The sequence below is a fragment of the Chitinophaga sp. RCC_12 genome (assembly GCF_041360695.1).
Taxonomy (GTDB): domain Bacteria; phylum Bacteroidota; class Bacteroidia; order Chitinophagales; family Chitinophagaceae; genus Chitinophaga.
Genome location: NZ_JBFUPS010000008.1, coordinates 252,578 through 272,811, shown reverse-complemented (window position 1 = coordinate 272,811; position 20,234 = coordinate 252,578). Strand labels below are relative to the sequence as shown.

General features: G+C 46.0%; 15 protein-coding genes. 4 read left to right on the top strand and 11 right to left on the bottom strand.

Features of this window, described 5'->3' with window-relative positions; all coding sequences use genetic code 11:
- Positions 1-91: 91 nt before the first annotated feature.
- The 9 genes from AB6805_RS22905 to AB6805_RS22865 all read right to left on the bottom strand — a co-directional run bounded on the left by AB6805_RS22905 (position 92) and on the right by AB6805_RS22865 (position 14,237).
- A complete protein-coding gene (locus tag AB6805_RS22905; protein ID WP_370911780.1) occupies positions 92-304 on the bottom strand; it encodes a hypothetical protein in 213 nt (70 codons plus the stop codon).
- A gap of 238 nt (positions 305-542) precedes the next feature.
- Positions 543-752 carry a hypothetical protein gene (locus tag AB6805_RS22900; RefSeq protein WP_370911779.1) on the bottom strand — a complete coding sequence of 70 codons (210 nt, stop codon included), beginning with the start codon at positions 750-752 and terminating at the stop codon, positions 543-545.
- An 18-nt stretch (positions 753-770) separates the two neighbouring features.
- Positions 771-2,210 carry a hypothetical protein gene (locus AB6805_RS22895; protein ID WP_370911778.1) on the bottom strand — a complete coding sequence of 480 codons (1,440 nt, stop codon included), beginning with the start codon at positions 2,208-2,210 and terminating at the stop codon, positions 771-773.
- A 270-nt stretch (positions 2,211-2,480) separates the two neighbouring features.
- Positions 2,481-5,519, bottom strand: a complete 3,039-nt coding sequence (locus AB6805_RS22890) for a DUF5696 domain-containing protein (RefSeq protein WP_370911777.1) — start codon at positions 5,517-5,519, stop codon at positions 2,481-2,483.
- Positions 5,520-5,557: 38 nt separating this feature from the next.
- The gene (locus AB6805_RS22885; RefSeq protein ID WP_370911776.1) at positions 5,558-7,042 is read right to left on the bottom strand and encodes a glycoside hydrolase family 28 protein; all 1,485 of its coding nucleotides are present in this window, start codon (positions 7,040-7,042) and stop codon (positions 5,558-5,560) included.
- A gap of 19 nt (positions 7,043-7,061) precedes the next feature.
- On the bottom strand, positions 7,062-8,891 hold the full coding sequence (locus AB6805_RS22880) for a RagB/SusD family nutrient uptake outer membrane protein (protein WP_370911775.1): 1,830 nt from the start codon (positions 8,889-8,891) through the stop codon (positions 7,062-7,064).
- A gap of 10 nt (positions 8,892-8,901) precedes the next feature.
- On the bottom strand, positions 8,902-12,360 hold the full coding sequence (locus AB6805_RS22875) for a TonB-dependent receptor (protein ID WP_370911774.1): 3,459 nt from the start codon (positions 12,358-12,360) through the stop codon (positions 8,902-8,904).
- 66 nt (positions 12,361-12,426) lie between these two features.
- Positions 12,427-13,551, bottom strand: a complete 1,125-nt coding sequence (locus AB6805_RS22870; protein ID WP_370911773.1) for a FecR family protein — start codon at positions 13,549-13,551, stop codon at positions 12,427-12,429.
- A gap of 65 nt (positions 13,552-13,616) precedes the next feature.
- Positions 13,617-14,237 carry an RNA polymerase sigma factor gene (locus AB6805_RS22865; RefSeq protein ID WP_370911772.1) on the bottom strand — a complete coding sequence of 207 codons (621 nt, stop codon included), beginning with the start codon at positions 14,235-14,237 and terminating at the stop codon, positions 13,617-13,619.
- Between the two features lie 103 nt (positions 14,238-14,340).
- Here AB6805_RS22865 and AB6805_RS22860 point away from each other — a divergent pair, with 103 nt between their 5' ends.
- Entirely contained in the window at positions 14,341-15,138 is a 798-nt protein-coding gene (locus AB6805_RS22860; RefSeq protein ID WP_370911771.1) for a sialate O-acetylesterase, read from the top strand.
- A gap of 7 nt (positions 15,139-15,145) precedes the next feature.
- Here the strand turns inward: AB6805_RS22860 and AB6805_RS22855 are convergent, their stop codons facing one another.
- The gene (locus tag AB6805_RS22855) at positions 15,146-16,042 is read right to left on the bottom strand and encodes an alpha/beta hydrolase (protein ID WP_370911770.1); all 897 of its coding nucleotides are present in this window, start codon (positions 16,040-16,042) and stop codon (positions 15,146-15,148) included.
- A gap of 75 nt (positions 16,043-16,117) precedes the next feature.
- Positions 16,118-17,026: a helix-turn-helix domain-containing protein gene (locus AB6805_RS22850; RefSeq protein WP_370911769.1), complete on the bottom strand. Its 909-nt coding sequence runs from the start codon at positions 17,024-17,026 to the stop codon at positions 16,118-16,120.
- A gap of 289 nt (positions 17,027-17,315) precedes the next feature.
- Between AB6805_RS22850 and AB6805_RS22845 the strand changes: the two genes are divergently transcribed.
- The 3 genes from AB6805_RS22845 (at position 17,316) to AB6805_RS22835 (ending at position 20,097) form a co-directional block, all read left to right on the top strand.
- On the top strand, positions 17,316-18,062 hold the full coding sequence (locus AB6805_RS22845) for a hypothetical protein (RefSeq protein WP_370911768.1): 747 nt from the start codon (positions 17,316-17,318) through the stop codon (positions 18,060-18,062).
- A gap of 46 nt (positions 18,063-18,108) precedes the next feature.
- On the top strand, positions 18,109-18,912 hold the full coding sequence (locus AB6805_RS22840; protein ID WP_370911767.1) for a hypothetical protein: 804 nt from the start codon (positions 18,109-18,111) through the stop codon (positions 18,910-18,912).
- 66 nt (positions 18,913-18,978) lie between these two features.
- Entirely contained in the window at positions 18,979-20,097 is a 1,119-nt protein-coding gene (locus tag AB6805_RS22835; protein ID WP_370911766.1) for a cellulase family glycosylhydrolase, read from the top strand.
- Positions 20,098-20,234 lie beyond the last annotated feature (137 nt).

Below are 20,234 nucleotides of genomic sequence, written 5' to 3'. Positions count from 1 at the left end.
GTCAATTTGCCTGGGTTTTTACGCTGTAAAAATACAACAAAATAAAGAGGATAGGATTTCTCTTACTTAATCAATTATTACAACCAGGTACTTACGGTTTTCGCTGCCTGTTTAATTTCTTTTTCAGCAGATGCCCTTTCCACATCCAAAGGCCGCTTAATGCAACTACCGGCAGAAACACCCATCGCACCGCATTTGCGGCGGGAGGGTTGGAGGCTACCGGTCCATAAATATATCCCAGGATGGGAATGCTGAGTATAATATGTAACCAGCGGATTATTTTACGTTCTGTGGCTGCTTTCATAAAAAATGCTTGTTACACAAAAGTAGCCCGCTATCTATAGTCATTTATGGGAAGTCGACATGCCGGGGAAATGTGGCGATAAAACAGGTGATACTCATTATTACATCCTGACCGGCGAAGCAAAAGCCGGCGAACTCACTAAAAAGCCTCGTAAAGCCATAGCTCTACGAGGCTTTCTACCACCTGATTGAAATCCTGCCCGCTGAACGGTAGCTTCATACCGGCAGGTCCTCTTTTGTTAAACCTTCTTTTGCTTGCTATTGCTGTCTTTTTCTGATGGCGGCTGGTCTTCCAGCAACGTCGCCTTTTTTTCGATAGCTTTCTTTATCTCCGGGTCATCTGATGTAACACCGGAATTGAAGTTGCCACCAAGTGAGGTTTTATCCCCGGTATCTTTTCCCGGAACTTTCTTTGAAGTGTTTTTGTTTTCCGTGTTCTTGCTTTCCATAAAAAAGATTTTTATTTACTAATACCTCATCAATGCTGCGACAGGACTTTCAGCCGGCATCTCATCTTTTTCGAGCAGGAATACCTGGCCGCCATTGGCGATGGTTTTAATTACCGCCATATTGAGCAGGTCTTCATTGTTGCCAGTCATGCTGTCATCAACATGTAGTTCATTTTTCATTTCATCAAATGCTCCCCATGCCTGTGTGTTGTTTGCCACAAACAGTGTATCTATCTGCCCGTAATAAGCAGCAGGAACTATATCTGCAATGATAGAAGAAGTGCGGCCGGTAGCGGATTGATTGGCGTACCGGTCCTTTACTTTCTGCAGTTCCTGGTTAACGTATGGTTGCAATACAGTACGTGCCTGTTTGTACAAAGCAGGGGTATCATCGTATTCATGGTTACCGGTGAGCGCTTCAGGATACACGTATGTATATTTCGAGACAGAACGGTAAACTGTAACCAGTTCCTCTGCGCCTGCCAGCAAAAGCGGTACATGCTGATCATGTAATACTTCCCTGAAAAGAATATCGTCTATTGCTTTCAGGTACGCTGTGATATTTGTATCGCTGGCGCCGCCAATACCCTGATAATTGGTATCCCCATTGGCAATATCCGGGTCCTCCGGAAGGTTGGTAGCCGTGCTATCCGGGAGCCCAGCTACAGGTACCGTATTCATGCCCGTTGCATCTGATTTGTAAAGCCGGGCGGTATGTTTACTGATCACAAGTACATAAAAATCTTCTGTTGCCGGCATCACCTGTACCAGTGGAGATAGCTGGAAAGAAGTATTTACCACTAATTGTTCTGCCGGCGATACAGACATTTTAACATATCCTGAAAAGCCGGGCGCAAAGAACATGGCCAATCCGGCTGACTGGCTTCGCCAGAAGTCCTCATCATACATCAGTGTATACCCGGGGCCGAGCAGCTTGTCAGTTTCGGGCTGTTTCAGACCTTTCTCCTGTAATATTTTCTGTGCCTCCTGCAACTTATTTTTAAACAAAACCGCATCTGATAAATCATTCACTGCAGCGCCATATTCATGTGTGGGAATATAAACCGATACACAATATTCTCCAGAGATAGCAGCCAGATGATTGAAGGCCTCCTTTGTGAATACACCAGGCAGCTCTTCCGGAGGACTGGCTTCCACCTGCGCCGCAGGGAAACGGTTACGCACGTTATCTTCCTGTTCCTTTTCATGGTCAGGCTTACCGCTTGTCCGGGTACCATATCCCCTGGATGTATTTGCTTTTGAAGTATTCCTGTTCGGATGTAATACATGTACATTATCCGACAGCTCATCCGGGCCGTCAGTGTATTTATCTGTTATTTCTTCGTATTCATCCATTCTTTCGGGAGGCGTAGCCTGTGCTCCAAGTCCCTCTTCTTTGTTTGTGCCGGAGGGTTTTCCCTTACCGGGATGGAAAGTTCCGTTTCTATCTTTTCCCATAAAGTTATTTTTTACAAAGTTCAACAATGACTACTCACATGCTATTTTTCATCCACAGCAACTGTACCAATAATCTCTGTCGCCGGCCCCTGCAATAACGCCGGTTATACCGGTACGCTGCGTAAAGGAACGGCATACCAGTCATACTCCTGCGCTTCCATGAAGCCGGCAAAAGGGAAGATGAAAAAGAGATGTAGAGAATTTACCGCGTATTGATTTCTTCTGAGGAAGGAATTTTACGTCAGATGCTTGTTTTTTCCACAACGAAGCCTACCAACCGACAATCACTACTTTACCAGTGTATAACGGTTTGCCGGTTGTGCTCAATACCCGCAGCACATACAATCCCGGCCGGGAAAAACTAACACTGTGCCTGTTTGCTTCGCGGAAACTACTGCTATAAACGGCTTTCCCTGTCATGTCGGTAGCCGTGATTTGCACAACGCCGCTTCCCGGTGTATCCACATACACAAGTCCCTGGCTTGGTACCGGGTAAACTTTAATACGGCTGCTTTTTTCTTTCTCTTTTACCGGTGCCGGATCTTCGGCACGCATTCTCAGTGCCGGCTGTTGCGGCGAATAAACTACCCAGCCGTTGCGCACCGGCAACTGGTAAGTAGTTGAATCCGATGCACCGGTATCCAGTGAATCAATGTTGTTGATAATTGCATGATAGTTATACCAGCCGCCGGCACTCCCAAGGGTTACTTTCCATTTCTTATAGGGGTTGCGATTTACGCACACAATTGTTCCGTTATCATATACTACTTTTACCTGGCCCATAAAATTACTGTCTGACCTGTTACTGAAAGAAGCCGGGTGATTGCGGATATAGGTGGATGCGTCTACATAAGCACCATTATCATGATATAAAACCGACACTACTTTTGCCCTCGCATATAGCTTCTGTGCAGCATATACGTGTTTGTATTCCAGCTTCGCCACCTTAACCAGGTCGGCCAGGTACTTTGAGTTGGGTATAAATCCTGCATTGCCGAAAGCGATTTCGGTAGCCATATAGGTAAGTGTTGAATCGAGGGGATATACTTTATACTGTGAGGTGCCCGCGTCGTTGGAGAAGAAACGTTCGTAATATCCCACGCCATGCCCACACAGCAGGGGGTGTACCTTCTGCAACTGAAAATCTACCAGCAGGGGCATGCGGACTCCCTGCCAGTAGCCCGCCGTAGTGCCGGAATTTATCTGGGCTTCCACATCATCCATGTAGCCGGCATTCATAAAGTGATTAGTGCCTTCTACGGAAACGGGTCCGGTATGATGCGCCCTGAGCAGCGGGATTAATGCGCGGTATTCTTTCAGTGTTTGTATATAAGTACCCGCATTGGATACAGACGAATCGTAGTCCACTTTCGTAGAAGGGTTGGTGCCGAGGTGTACATCGAGGAAGGAAGAAGTGGAGCTAAAAGTGCTGTGTATAACAGGCGCAAAGTTATTAAGCACACTACCGGCCTGTGAGGGCTTCAACAGGTACGACTGTACGCCAGTGGTATTATTGAACCATGCCTTCCGGAGTGTGCCATCAGTATCCAGCGCCACAAGGGAGGTATTCCAGGAAGGCGCATTGGGATAGATATCTACATAGTTTTCGTGTAGCCCGAACAGGTAGTTGTAAGCAGCAGCAGAGTCGCTGAGCCGCTTGAGTTCTGCATTTCCACCAAGTGCGGCATTAGCGGGCATTACATCAGGGTACATATTATCGTACCCGCCGTTTTGCCACACGTGCTTGAGTACCCATAACTTCGTGATCCCTGCATCATGAAGTTTTTTAATATTCGTTGTTGCTACCGCAAAAGTATCTCTCCAGATGTCAAGTACCAGGCGGTCGGCAGACACATCTATCATCGGTGAAACGGGGTTGGGAATGGAGGGAAATACATCTTCGATCCTGGGCGATGTGGTAAGGTAAACGGTTTCCCGTACCAGATTGCGTTTACCGTTTGTTTGCTTCTTATACTTTGCACTCTGCGCATATACAACAGAAGTAGAAGATTGAATACGGTTACTCGGCGCTATCTCCGAGGCGGTGGATTTTTCCCAATCCATATACATGGTGGTAAACGTATTATTGGTATAAAGAACGTTGAAGAGGGTAAGATAAGGTACCGGTACCACAACAGGATCTATTGTATTGGCACTTCTGTCTAAAGAAAACGTTGGCACATTGGCTGTTTCCGGTGATACGGCTAATACCAGTGTTCTTCCGGAAATATAAAATTTATAGGTATAAAGTACGGAGTCTGTTCCACCGGCAGTCATCTTCCATCGCGCGGTTAAGGTATCTGCGGTGGCGCTGAGGCTTTTGAGCGAATAACTGATACCGGGTGACCATGGCTGCAATTCCCTGGATGCAGAATCAATGCCGATGCCGCCTGATGAGGATGGATTAAATGAGTAGTCGCCCACTATGCATTTCAATGCGGCCAGTGTGCCAACAGTACCCGGTTTATATTCATACGTGACGGAATCTGTGCCAAAATAATTAAACAGGAATCTTTTCTGTGTAAAGTCGAAGCTAACGCTGTTACTATATGGCATTAAGGGCAATACAGGAGTACAGGTGCGGTTTTGCATATCAGTGATCAGCAGGTTGTCGACCGTAACGGTTCCCGGGCTGCCATTGAGCACCAACTTGAAATTATTGATGTCCTGCAACGGCGTAGTAACACCCGCATCGTTAAATTCCCTTGTATTACCGATCCACATATCCCATTTATCATTGGCGATGGTTTCTATGGCGCCATTGGGGTCGATATACGTTTGAGCGGCGCCGCTGTTATTGAGATACATCCTGATCGTTTGCTCCCCGGCATAGGCATGTGGGCCATCTATCCCCTGGTTGGTATTGCGGATACTGAAACCGGAAGGAAGGTAATTTATGCCAATGCGCATATAAACAGCCGGAGAAGCATCTATGATATTATCTGCTGTTAAGCCGCTGCCAAACAATAGCTGGGCCGCAGTGGTGAAAGTATTGGGCGTTGTTACTTTCATCTTAAACGCCACAGATATAAAACCTGAATGAGCCGCAAAATTGGTGTTCCTTACAAAAAAGGGGCGGCCGCCGGAAGCCACCCGGGTAAGTTCCAGCTTACCGCCGTTTATTGTTATTAAACCGTTTGGCGGCGTAGCGCCTTCTGCTATGTTAAACTGCCCCCTGTCCGGCATGGAAGCGTTCACATAATAACTGACCATAGAGGAGGCATTAAAATCCTGCTCAAAAAGCTGCGCGCTGCTGCTGTTAGAAATCGCAAGAAGGATGCCCAAAAAGGCAATAACCCTTTTTCCCATATTTAAATAGTTATTGATAACGGTACGCGGAACTGTTACTACTTTCCGTTATCGGTGAATTTTATACCGGCATCCAGCTGATGCCTGTAAACCCTTGTCATCTGTAAGTCTTCCTTCCGGGAGCCGGCGTGTTTAATGTCCAGGTTCCTGATGATCAGCTCATGTATGTCAACAGCAATAAGCGGGATCCGCTGTTCAGCATCTATCGTATTTAAACTGAGCCCGGATATACTGATCTCTTTTACATGACGGATAAATAAACCATAGCTGGGCAAATTGCCCCATATATTAGGTTGAGGATAGCTTGTTTCTTCTTCTTTTACCAGGGATGCGGAAGAAATATATTCTCCTTCTTTTAATCCTCCCCGCGTATTAAATTTTATATTATCCAGATGGATGTCCTCAATTACGGCTCCGGGTACACCGGTAACAGAGGAAGAATAATTACCTGCATTATAAGCCGTAATGTTGCGGATGCTTATATTTTTCATTTTACCGGGAGATGGCGTTACGGCAGTATCTGTGTATTTCCTGGCCCTGTTACCCAGGCGTATATACAAGGGACATTCAGTTCCTTCGATAAGTATATTATTTACGGCAACGCCTTCCATTACGCCGCCGTCAACTATCTCCAGCGAAATGCCTGTATAGCCCGACCGGGGCGCCCTTACTATCACAGGCTGCGTGTTCCGTGAAGGCTGAATGATGCAGTCGGAGATGACAATATTGCGGAACCCTCCCGTACTTTCTGTTCCGCATTTAATACCGTTGGTATGGCTGCTTACAATACAGTTGGTGATTATAACATGCTCGCATGGAGCCGGCCCGGTACTTTTCAAACAAATACCATCATCGTCTGCATCAATCGTGCTGTTGGAAAGTGTAAACCTGCGGCAACCGTCGATATCAATACCATCGTTATTACGGTTACTGTGATTGTATACCTTGATATTAGTTACTATGCCATCTTCACAATTAAGATAATGCTGGTTCCACATACCGGAATTGAGCATGGTGATGCCTTCTACGGTGATTCCTTTACAGGATATAAAAAGCAGGTTCCTCGGCCGGCCGTCAAGGTCGCCGCCAAACAGTCCGGGACGGGATGGTTGCTGCCTGCCGTTACCATCAATAGTGCCGGTGCCTTTTACCGCTATATCAGTGGCTTCTTCCGCATAGATCAGTGCAAACCAGCCTCCTTTATCTTTTTGCGAGCGGTAAGCAGGTTGTTGTTGCCGGGGAAAATCCGCCGGCGCGGTACTGGCATAAAGAACAGATCCGGGGGCCAGGAAAAGTTCCACATGGCTCAACAAGGTGATAGTGCCACTCCGGAAACGGCCGGCAGGAATAATTACCCTGCCGCCCCCTTTCCCTGCACAGGCGCTGATGGCGTTGTTAATAGCGTCTGTACTTAAATACTGGGTATCCGGCCTGGCGCCGTAGTCGATCACATTAAAGGTCTGACATTGTGCATGGATCTGCAGCCAGGAGAAAAAAAGCGTGAATAAGATTGATTTCATCATACAGCTGACCTTAATTGTGCTAATACCCGGTATTCTGCTGGCCGGCTCCATTATTGGTGATAAGATCAAGGTGCAGCTGTGGGATAGGTCTTACTGCATACTCCGGCTTTACAGCAGCGCCCAAAGGATTGTATGCCTTTACTCTTTCCACCAGTTTTTCTTCTCTTACCAAATCGTACCAGCGATGCAGTTCTCCACATAATTCCCTGGCACGCTCATCAAGTATAAAGTCAATCACCTTGGATGGACTATTGATATCGTCTGCTGTGATGGTCATTTCCGGAACAGAAGAGGTGCCGTTCCTGGATACATCTTCCCCTTCCGTGGTAAATACTTCTCCTGGCCTCATTTCACCATCTTTATATGCGGCGCGGCGTCTTACTTCATTGATATAGGACACTGCTTTGGCGTAGTCCGGCGTCTTTTTACGCGCATAAGCTTCGGCGGCGATCAGATAGGTTTCTGCCAGTCTTGCCACCACTACATCGCGGCTTCCGCGGGCCTGCTTGGGGTCCAGGGTTCCGTCTACCCTTACCGGGTCCATGTGTTTTATGAGCGATGGAAATTTGTCTGCGGTAAAGTTCAAACGGGTGATCCATATGTATGGCTTTATCCTGTAATTATAGTCCGTTGTTTTTACCGGCAGGTTGTACATGGAAAAAAGCACGGCCGTGTCGCCATTGCCATATTTAGGTTTACCGGTTATTTTGCCGGGCGGTGTATAACCTGTTTCCCATTTGGGAATGTTTACATCTGTACCATTGTTACAGACAAACGTCATTTTAAAACACTTATAAAACCGGGAATCTGATTTGCGGTTAAACACATCCAGCAAATAATCGGTGGGCTTTAACCTGCCGAGGGCGCGTCCGTTTGCCAGGTCTTCCTTCATACCCCGCTGGGATGCGTAAGTAGCCAGGAAAAACTGGTGGAGCTGGTTACCTTCTCCATTCACTGTATTACCATTAAGCCGCGAGGTAGTGGAATAATTTACTGAAAAGATCAGCTCTGAATTTATTTGCTTTGTAACGCTCCATAATTCTTCAATAGAAGGCACCAGTTTATAAGGTCCCCTGGTAATCACTTCATCTGCCCAGTAGGCGGCGCTGTCCATATCTGTTGGTTGCTGACCGCGCTGGTCGGTAACAGCACTCCCCCGTGTAAGATAAACGCGCGCCAGGAAATGTTGCGCTGCTCCTTTGGACGCGTTGCCATAGGCAGCCATAGCAGATTGAGAAGGCAGATCCTTTTCTGCTGCCAGGAGGTCGGCGATGATAGCCATATAGATACTCCCTTTTTCAGCGCGATCAAACGATTCTTTGGGTCGTTCATTACCTTGTAGGAGCAACGGAACTTTGCCGAACGTTTGTACCAGGTAGAAATAGTTGATAGCCCGCAGAAATTTTGCTTCTGCAATTTTTGTTTTTTTGAGATCACTGGTCAGTTTCTGTGAAAGCGGTACATTCACCGACCTGTCTAGTATAATGTTACAGGTATTGATGGCCTTATAACACGATTGCCACATATCATACAGGTTATTCTGAAGATCCTGGTCATCAAAACCCGTATACCGGTTAAAACCCAACGCCTTCGTAAAATAAGAGGCTTCTGTCCAGATGTCGGTACCGCTCTCGGAAAGGTTAATACCCATTTCAGGCCGCGCCCCGTCCACCCCGTTACCCCAGAAAACCCTTAACTGATCATATACAGCGGTTACTCCGTCTATCAGCCCCTGGGGAGTATTATAGTAATCGTAAGATACCCCTGCTGTATTTTCTTCTTTCAAAAAATCCTTTTGACATGCACTCACCACCAGTAAAAGGAGCAATGTTATACAGATACTTTTCATTTTAACCGCTTTAAAAGTTGACATTCAATCCTACTGTAAATGTTTTGGCGCTCGGATTATAATTACTGCTTGCATTTCTTACGCCGGTAGATGTGTTAACAGACTCGCCGGAAATAAGCCCCTCGGGATCTGCCCCCGGGTAATTGGTAAACAACCAGGCATTTTGCGCCGTTATATAAATGCGTGCGCTGGCGATATAGAGGTTGTGAAGTAATTGTTTCGGGAAGGTATAGCCCAGCGACACATTCTTAATCCGGATAAAGGAGCCGTCAAAATACCTGAACCCCGACTCCGGCTTAGGGTTAGCCTGCAACTCATAGGGATAGGGATAGCTGCCTGTGGGATTTCCCGGGGTCCAGTAATTCACGTTCAGGCTGTTTTCCCTGCTGTTAAGAGATATCCGCTGGTTAATATCATAAGCGTTACTGGCAACTGTTTGTCCCATCCTGGCAAAAACCAATATGGATAAATCGATGCCGCGAAACGAAAAAGTGTTCATTACGCTTCCCTGCCAGTCGGGTACTTCCGAACCTATGATAACGCGGTCACCAGGATCTCTCACGCCATTATTATTAAAATCCAGCGTTCTGGCATTGCCCTCTTTTGTACTGGGATCATTCTTCATTTTACTCCATTCCTCCTGCGGAATACGGGGATCGCCCCAGATACCCAATACCTTGTAATCAAAATGCGTTTTTATAGGGTATCCGATAAACCAGCCATTACCTATATCATTTCCTGCAGAAGTATTGTACAGTTTTTCAATCGACTCTTTATTTTTGGTAAAAAGAAAGGAGGATGTCCACTGAAAGTTGCTGGTCTTAATATTTTCTGTTTGAAGATTGATCTCTATCCCCTTGTTTTTGGTGGCGCCCACATTATCGATCACGCTGGTAAAGCCATTAACAGCGGTAATCTGACGGTTCATTAGCAGGTTGGTGGTGGATTGCTGGTAAAGATCCACGGAACCACTGACCCGGCCTTTCAGAAAGGAAAAGTCCAGCCCTATATTAGTTTGTGCAGTAGTTTCCCATTTCAGATCCGGGTTGGGCATTATACTGGTTTCAAAACCATAAACGGGCACTTCCCCGGAAGCGGAGGTAAGTACATAAGGCGTTCGCTGCAGAGACCCCAGTGTTTCGTATGGATTTATAGACGAATTGCCGGTAATACCATAACCTACCCTTAGTTTCAACTGCTCTATAAACTTCACCTGTTTCATAAAATTTTCTTCTTCTATTTTCCAGGCAAGGGCTGCAGATGGAAAAAACTGCCATTTATTACCTTCTGCCAGCACAGAGGCGCCATCCCACCGGCCCGTAACCGTTAACAGGTACCTGTCTTTCCAGGAATAGTTTGCACGCCCCATATAGGACATCAGTCGGTTCTTTGTAAGGGAGCTTCCGATCATCTCCACATTGGCGGCCGTTCCCAGGTTATTGAAAAGCTGGGAGGTATAGGGCAGTGTATTTGCAGTGGCTGTTTGCCCTTCATTTCTATCTGCCTGTAAGCTGTATAAGAAAGTAAGATTAAGAAAATGTGATTCCCTGATCTGCTTATTATAAGTAACAATATTTTCCATCAGCAGGGAAGCCGTAGCCGTATTGGTAAGGGTTACTTTGGAAGTGCCGTCGGCAACACGTTCATTGGATTCTCCTGAAAGAAAATTACCACGCCGCTGCCAGGATGGTGTGGTGGACACATTGATCCGGTACTTAAAGTCCTTCAGAAATAACGCTTCCGCATATACGTTCAATGACAACCGGTCGATCTTCTTTTCATCGACATTGGCCAGGCTGAAATAAGGATTTACACGGGGAGATATTTTCACATCCCCGACCATAGGTTGATAAACAGGTTCTCCTTTGTCATCATAAGGAAGTACCAGCGGACTTATCTGGGTAGCCAGTTTGTATAACCCTCCTGCGCCTAAATTTTGTAGTGAATTACTATAAAAAGAAGAGGTGCCGATTTTAAAAGTTTTGCTGATGTTATGATCTATGTTGATGCGGATATTATATCTCCGGAAATCCTGTCCTTTAACGATGCCAACATTTTTGTTATACCCAAACGTCAGCGCAATCCTTGTTTTATCATTTCCCCCGTTTATATTCACCTGGTGGTTGGATATGTTGCCTTGTCTTAATACAAAATCCTCCCAGTCGAAGCTCCTTACCTTTTCCGGATGATAAGTCCATACCCCATTTGCCTGCTCCCAGCCTTTTTCCACCGACTCCCACATCGTTTCACCGTAACCGAGTTCCGGTCCGAAAAATTGTTTATCCAAGTTATAATCGGGGACATCGGAGGTATACCGGCTGCCTGGCTGCGCCGGGTTTCTGAAAGCATTCCTTCTTAATTCGGCGTACCGGGCGCCATTCATAATATCCAGTGTACGTGTTGGACGCTGGATACCATAATAGGTAGCATAGGCGACGCTTGTTTTACCGGATTTTCCTCTTTTTGTAGTAATGATGATCACGCCATTTGCCGCTCTCGATCCATAAATAGCAGTGGCAGAAGCGTCTTTCAGCACGTCTATACTTTGCACATCCGAGGTGTTGATATCATTCATGCTTTGCATAGGAATGCCATCTACTATTAACAACGGATCATTAGAGGCGCGGAGAGATCTGTTACCGCGTACACGGATGGTCACATCCTCACCGGGGGCGTAGCTGCCCGAAACGGCATCCAGTCCGGCTACACGGCCCTGCAGTACCTCGGACAAATTATTGACCGGCAGCGAAGCTATATCGCTCCCCTTAATGGTAGCCACAGCTCCTGTAAGATCTTTTCGCTGAACGCTTCCATATCCGATGACGACCACGTCGTTTAAACTTACAGTAGCGGCATTTAATACGATATTGATTGTTTTACCGGCGCCTGCCGGTACTTCCTGGCTGCCATAACCCACAAAGGAAAAAATGAGTACCCCACCGGTGTCAGGAACATTAATGGCATAAGCCCCGTCCTCATCCGACAATACGGATATCCCGGCGCCTTTTACCCTTACCGTAACCCCTTTTAGTGGCAGGCCTTTATTATCTCTTATCATTCCTTTTACGGGGACTGGTGCCTGCACAACGGAGCCAGATATGGCAGAAGTGTCTTCTTTCCTGTCAAGAAATATGCGGCTGTTTTTTTCTACATGGTAACTAATATTAAGAGGGGTTAACAAATCCGCCAAAACGTCGGCCAGTCTTTTATTTGTAACATGCAGGCTTACCTTGCGGTATGGCTGAATATACACATCATTATAGAAAAAATTTACCGAAGCCTGTTTTTCAATATCGATAAGTACTGCTTTCAGTTCTTTATTACTGACCTGGAGGGTGATCTTTTTATTCAGATCATCCTGGCCTTCGGCATTCATTGCCAGGCAGCAAATAGCCAAAAGAGGAAACATAACGGGCAGCAAGAGCCCTCTTGCAATTGCGTGGACAATTGAATAACTCAATGTTTTCATAACGGGAATCATTAGTTCTGGTCTATCTTTTCTCAACCGACGAAAAGATCATTACGGGCAGCAATCCTATTTACATCCTTTTGAATTAACGATGACATTTCCATCGACAATCTGGTAATCTGCGTGAATTATCCTGCATATAATCCTCAATTTTTCATAAAAAGATTCCTGCTCCAAAACGGCAGAAACGGAGCAGGTAGCCAGCAGTTCGTGATCAAACAGGATGCTGATACCATATACTTTTTCAAGCTTTGTGAGTACCTGGTCGGCAGGGATATCATCAAAAGAAAAGTCACCATCCGGAACAGGTCCAAAACTTTCGGGATCTGCTATCAGTGACTTCTTCATCTTGTCTATACCGGCATCATAAATGATCTGCTGATTGGGCGTGAGGATTACGCCGCTTAATTCCTGGCTTGCAGCGTTATCGCTCACAGCAGGTTTGAATACTGATACGCGCCCGGTTTTTACGATTACGGAAGTTTGTTTGGCGCTGCCATTTTGTTTTATCCAGAAACTGGTGCCAAGTACTTTAGTAACTACATCTTTAGCATATACGGTAAATGGGTTGGAAGAATTTTTAACCACCGTAAAAAATGCGTTGCCGGTTAAAAAAACATCCCTGTTTTCAACCGCATAATCACTGGAAACACTAAGTCTGCTGGCTGGTTCAAGCGATACCTGCGTGCCGTCTGCCATTATAAACTGCTGAACGGAATCTGTATTGTTGGCATATTCAATACCATGCGTTAAATGATCTGCGAAGAATTTCTGATAGGTGCCTGCGCCCTTATATGACTCATGAGCAATAAGCCGGTAAGCATACCAGGCGCCGGTGAGCAGCACCATCACCGCAGCTGCTTTCAGCCAGGCCGGTAGGTAGGACAGCTTCCTTATCTGCGGCAGTGGCTCAGGTGCTTCAACGGCCGGGACTTCTTCCTGATCACTATGCGCAATTGACTGGCGGAAAATACCGATCTCCTGTTCTATTTCCTCAGCGGTAAGGCCGGGGATGTTATGGATGGAAAAGATCAGTGCCTGGGCCGTGGCTACAAGTTCCAGCTTGCCGGGATGTTCTTCCAGCCATTGATTCCAAAAAGCGGCATCGGCTGGATCATTATTAAGCAGCCACCGCTTAAATGAATCATTCGTTATAAGATCGTCTATATTATTAATATTATCTGGAATCATACGTTAAGCATCCCCTGTATATAGCAATATACCGTAACGGGAAAAATCTACCGGGTTTTTCAAAACTATTTTACAATTTCTGAAAACGTGGCTATAACAGCGATGGAAAGTGCATCATAAAAATGTTTTTTGTCGTTATTCCCCAGCTTCTTAATGGCTTCGTTAAGCAGGTTATATATCGACTGGCGGCCAATACCCATGATCTCGGAGATCTCTTTCGTATTGGCATTGAGATAAAATTTGAGGTAGATAATTTCCTGCTGCCGGCGGGAAAGCGATGCAATGCTGCGTTGTATTTTTATGGCAAGCGTCTGTGATTCTTCCTGTAAAACCAGTTTTGCCTCGGAAGATGCCGCCTGATCAGGCAGCATGTTAAAGCTAAAGTCGTCCTCGCTGCCCAACACCAGCTTCTTTGCTGATAAATGCCTTCTTAACCTGTTTCTCAACGACTTAACAAGATAATTAGCCACTGCAGGTGTTTCATTGATAGCGGTCCGGTTCTTCCACAGGAACAGAAAGAGATCCTGAATACAATCTTTCACTGCTTCTGTATCCGGTGTGAACTGTTTTCCATATTTATAAAGCAGGTTGTAATGAAGGCGGAGAATATTTTCTAAAGCCTTTGCATCACCGGAGAGGTAACGTTGCCAGAGCAAAGTGGAATCTGTTACGTGGATGTTCGGCATATGAAGGCAGCAATTAAGGAAAGTAAAAGTATAAAATAATTGTATTTTTCGTCATTAAATTACCCGGCGCCCAAACCTTATATTTACCAACAAAATACAGAAAATGAAATTTATCTCCACATTTTTATTCCTGCTTGCTTCCCTGATAATTTTAGTTTGTCCTGTTTATGCCCAGCAGTCATCCGCTAATAAACCAGATCCAAACTTTCATTTATACCTGCTCATAGGTCAGTCAAATATGGCCGGCAGGGGAAAGGTTGATTCCATCAGTAAATCAGAAAATGCACGGATCATGATGCTCGACCGCACCGGGAAGTTTGTTCCAGCCACCGACCCGCTGCATTTTGATAAAAAGGAAGCGGGCGTGGGGCCGGGACTAAGTTTTGCAAAAAGTATGTTACCCGCCAATCAGAAAATAAAGATCGGCCTTATACCCGCAGCAGTAGGCGGTACCTCTATCCTGCTCTGGACACCAGGCGGATACGACAGCATCACCAAAACGCATCCATACGATGATGCAATGGCCCGGGCCAAAGAAGCCATGAAATATGGCGTACTGAAAGGGATACTCTGGCATCAGGGCGAAGCCAATTCGGCTACCTTCCGGGAAAGCCCTACCTACCTTTCTTTGCTGCAGCAGCTGATACAAAGAATAAGAATAGAACTGAATGCGCCGCAGCTCCCGGTAGTAGCAGGTGAGCTGGGATATTTCCGCCCGGCGTTTGTTGACTTTAATACCATGTTAAAAGAAGTGCCGGACAGCATTCCCTTTACAAAGGTAATAAGTGCCAAAGGGCTTCAACACAAAGGAGATAATACCCATTTCAACACGGACGGCGCCAGGGAATTGGGAAAGCGATTTGCGAAGGGAATGAAAGCACTACAGCAACGGCACCGGTAATCATAGCCTAAAATCCATTTTCTGCCAGCCAGCTTTTGAATAAATTAAACCAGTTATCCTTGCTGTGAAGATCTGTTAAACCAAAACCATGACCACCAGATTGCAGGATATGCATTTCAGCCTTTACATGCGCATTCAGTAAAGCGTTAAAAAACAGGAGCGTGTTTTTAATCGGTATCACATCGTCATCAGCCGCATGTACTAAAAAAGTTGGTGGCGTATTTTCCGTGACCTGTTTGTCGGTACTATAAAGATCCAGCAATGCGGCAGATGGATTTTTACCGATCAGGTTTTCGCGGGTTCTGGGAATAGCAGGATCATAGATCGTTACAGGATATAATAGCGCCATAAAATCTGCCCGGAGATTGATCCGCTCTCTATTTTCAATCACCACCCTGTTCAACTGCGTACCCGCTGTTGATACCAGGTGCCCGCCTGCTGAAAGCCCCATTGTGCCCACCTTGTGGGGATTGATGCCCCATTCTGCAGCTCTTTTGCGTACCAGCTGAATGGCTGCCTGGGCATCCTGTAACGGACCAATTGTTTTATCAATCATAATGGTATCATGCGGCAAACGGTATTTTACTACAAAAGCGGTGATACCTGCTTCATTGAGCGCCCTGGCGATTTCATAACAGGTGGCCGGCGCCAAAACAAAATAACCGCCTCCGGGAAAAATAAGTATAGCCGTGCCGGTTGCAGTTCCCTTCTTCGGAAAAAAAGGTATCAGCACAGGTTGTGTTACTTTTCTTATCAAACCTGAAGTATCCGTTTCTTCTATATAACCTGGAGGTATCCTTTTTGAATTCGGAATATTTTTTTCATACAGCGGTATCATTGTTTCCTGCGCACGCGCCAACTGTAAAAATGACAAAAAAGCCAATACTGATATAATTCTCTTCATTTTCTAAACATAAAATGCATGGATACTCAATATTACGCCTACACTGCAAGATATGATGTGCGAAAATGCTCAATTTTATTTTTTCCTGAAGAGCACCGGTTGGATGCCATAAACAGATTTGAAAGCCCGGCAGAAAGCACTCGTATTTTCAAAACCGCATATCCAGGTAATTTCCTGCACAGGCTTATCCGTGTATTGCAACAATTGAGCAGCATGCCTGAGCCTGATGCGTATGAGGTATTGATACGGCGTACAATGAAAAGCCGCTTTGAACTGCCTGATTAGTTGAGGCACGGATAAGCAGGCCAGGCTACTTATCTTTGACAGATCAAGATTTTCGGTATAAGAAGAATGCAGGATATCCCTGGCTATGCATAGCCGTTTGTAAATTTCAATCCTGGTAGTTGCCTTAACCGCCCGGATACCAGCTCCGCGAACCATGTCTGATTTATGCACACGGATCAGGTGTCGCAATAAAAATACCAGGTGTTCATCTACCATGGTTGCATCATATCCCCTGCTTTCAATAGTGGTTACAAGCCGGGATAACTGCGCCTGTAAATCGGGGGAGATATTATTAAGGGTCTGGAAAAATTCAGGTATGGTACTGTTATTATAAGAAGAATTATCCAACAGCGCTCCTTCGCTGTTAAGCATATCACTAAACACAGCCGAAGCAAATTCCTTTTTAAAAAAAACCGACAACCCTCTCACTTTTTCGCCCCGGCTGGTACGACACGAATAACGCTGATCATCGTTTAAAACCAGGAACTGGCCAGGCCTTACCACCAGGCTGTGACGATCAATCCCATACCATTCCTCGCCGCTGAGTATTGTTTTGATAGAAAGACACCCGGCATGATCGTCACAATGACTCCCATTGCTCTCCGCATTAATAATAATGTTATGCTTTTGGAATTTGCTGAAATACAACGCCTCATCAAATCCTGGCTCCGTATGATCGGGCACACTGGTAAGATACATACACTAATATTAAATTAAATCTATAAACCGGTCAAATTTGTTTTGTTATCCCGCTTTTAACCAGGCAGGAACCCGTCCGGCAGGAGTTAGTCCAGCCCCTTTAACTCCCCGCCGGCTCACCCACTTCCTCCATCTGCTAAACGGCGCTTCTGCCATTCCCGCCTATATCGGATTTTTGATGGTACACAGGTCAGTGAAGAGCTGCGCTTTGGCAGCATTGCGGCTAACAGTTGCCAGCGGCACGGGAATGACAGATAAGACAATAACCCCATCACCAAATTATGAAATCATGAAAACACCTTTCTTTCTCAAACTCGTCTGTTGTACAGGGCTGCTCGCCTTTCTTATTTCGTACTGCGGCAAAGACGCTGATAATAAGCCCAAAGATGGAATAAACGTTGTCGTGGAAACCGCCAACGGCGTTACCTACAAACTATTTGTAAAAGAAGGCACCGCGGACTACAACGGCATACTGGTAATGGGCAGCGGTAATGATGCCGAAAACCCCGGACCGGGCAGCCTGGACGGCGACACCGAGATAGCCCTCTGCCGCAAAGCAGCGGAAAATAACTACGTGGCCGCTATCGTTAAATACCGCAAAACACCCGGTTTAGCCAACTGGGATGCCAGCTCCGACATAGTTGCGGAGGATTACGACAAATGTATCACCACACTGGCTGGTAAATTCGGGCTGGATAAAAACCGTTCTGTAGTGGGAGGTTACTCCTACGCCGCTTATATGCTCCTGAACAATACCGCATGGACCGCCAAACTGGCCTATTGTCAAGGTGTACTCGCTGCCTGCGGGGCTATAGAGGGAGCTACCTATTTTCACCTGCCCATATACACGGTTACCTGCTCCGGCTCCCCCGATCCTGGCGGACTTTCCGGTAAGGCCCTGTATGATGCCATCAATAATACCTCCCCCTTCAAGCTCAAAAGCGAAGGAGTGACGGATACCGGCTGCAACAGCCATTGCGGTGGCAACTGGACAAACCAGCTGTTTACAAAAATGCAAAACTGGCTGGCAGCATAACCTTCGTCAACAAACCCTCATTATCATAAATTCAAATTTTAAAATTATGAAGCTTACATCCATTCTCAAATGTATTTTATTTGTGCCGGCCCTGATCATAGCAGGTTGCGGTAAAGACAAAAATAGACCCACGCCGCCGCCCGACAAAAACTGCCGCATAGCAACTATCGCAACAAAATCCGCCAGTACAACTACTACCTATACGCTGAGCTATGACAACGACGGCAGGGTCAGTAAAATGGTTTCAGATGACTTTTACAAAACCAGCTATATTTTCAACTATGCGCCGGGGTTAATCACCCGCAATAGCTACTCCGACCACTGGAACGGACAACTAACAGCTGAACTCCGTGCAGAACTTAACAGCATGGGATTGCCGACACTGATAGTCCGGAAGGGTTACGACTATACCCCCGCCGGCCAACCGCTCAAACTCGAGACTAAATACACCTTTACTTACGAATACAACAGCCAGGGAGAGTTACAACTGTCCACCGAAAAATACGAATACTTCACTAACCCGGCCAGTAATTCCACCACCACCACTACCTACACCTGGGCCAATGGCAATTTAGTAAAGGACGAAGCAACAGGTGGTGCAACATCAAATTATGAGTATTATACCGATAAGCCAATGCAAAAAGGGGATCCTTCAGCCATTGGCAACTTAATAAACAAAGGTATTAGTCCTATCAAAAATAAAAACCTGATCAAATCATCTTCAAACGGCACAGTAGTCATAAACGTAAACTATGAATATGATGAAACAGGAAAGATCAAAACAGCCGCACTTACCGGTAACACCGCAGCAAACAGCAGCGAGATGAGGTACCAATACTCCTGTAATTGATTCACCAGCCCCGGCAACCGCACTTTGCATTTTCAGAATATCTTTGAAAACAAAAACTAAAGAAAAATGAAAACGATAAAAACAACCTTCATCGTTCTTATTACAACGCTGACCATCATAACAAGTTGTCACGACAAAGACCCGGTCGATGTAGGGCACTCCACTCCCACCATCACCGTATCAGGTAAAAACCTTGTGCTGCCCAACGGTCAGCCATTTCTCCTCCGCGGCATTAATTATCCTATTATCGACGAAGGCCTGCCTACCCTGGGAAACCCGGCTCAATACAAATTTAAAATTGACGAAGCCGCGAAAACCGGCGCCAATGCCATCCGTATTCAATGGTACACTAACAATACCCATTGGCTGGATGACACGGAATCAGGCGCCCCCGGAACAGTGGACGGCCTGCTCAATAACGGCACTTTAAGCAATATCATCGGGTATTGCCACCAGAAAGGAATGATACCTATCCTGGTAGTCCAGAATACCGTGTGCAAAAGCGACTGGAACTATTTTAATAACGTAGCAGTAGCCTGGTGGCAGCAACCTGCAGTACTCGACCTTATCAACAAACATAAAAAGTACCTGATCGCCAATATCGCCTGTGAATTTGGCGAGGTGTTGTGGGCAGCAGATCCCGGTGCGGCACAGGCAACATTCAAAAGCAATTATATCCAGGCAGTGCAACGGCTTCGCAGTGCAGGCATCACCATTCCGTTTATGATTGATGCCCCCGATTGCGGCACCTCCTCTTCCGAACTCGCGAAAGTAGCGAAAGACATTCTCAATGCGGATCCCGCGAAGAACATTATTTTCTCCGTACATACCTATTGGGCCAATTATGCCAACACCGAAGCTGCCGTTAAAACAAAACTGGACGATATCGACGCCGCAGGCGTATGTTTTGTTTTTGGAGAAGTAGGTAACTGGCAGGATGGTAATACCTGCTGCATGTATGATATAAGTAATCTCTATCGCATTGTACTCAGCGAAGCCTGTAAACGTAACATCGGCTGGCTGGCATGGACCTATAGCCAGGACTGCTGTAAACCCCGCGAAATGACAACCAACGGAGAGTTTAGTACGTTAACTTCCTATGGTAATGATATTATCCACAACGGAACATACGGATTACTGTCTGGGGGCGCCTGCGCCGCTCGACGCTTACCCAATGAGGATTAAGGTTAAAACAGGCAAGGAATAAGAAGGATAACTGCAAATGTTTGTAAATTTAAATAAAAACCCTTGGCATTACCACGTATTATATCGTGTACCCTGTTTGGGCTGATATGCTGTATCTGTTATGCAGGAAGCGTTTA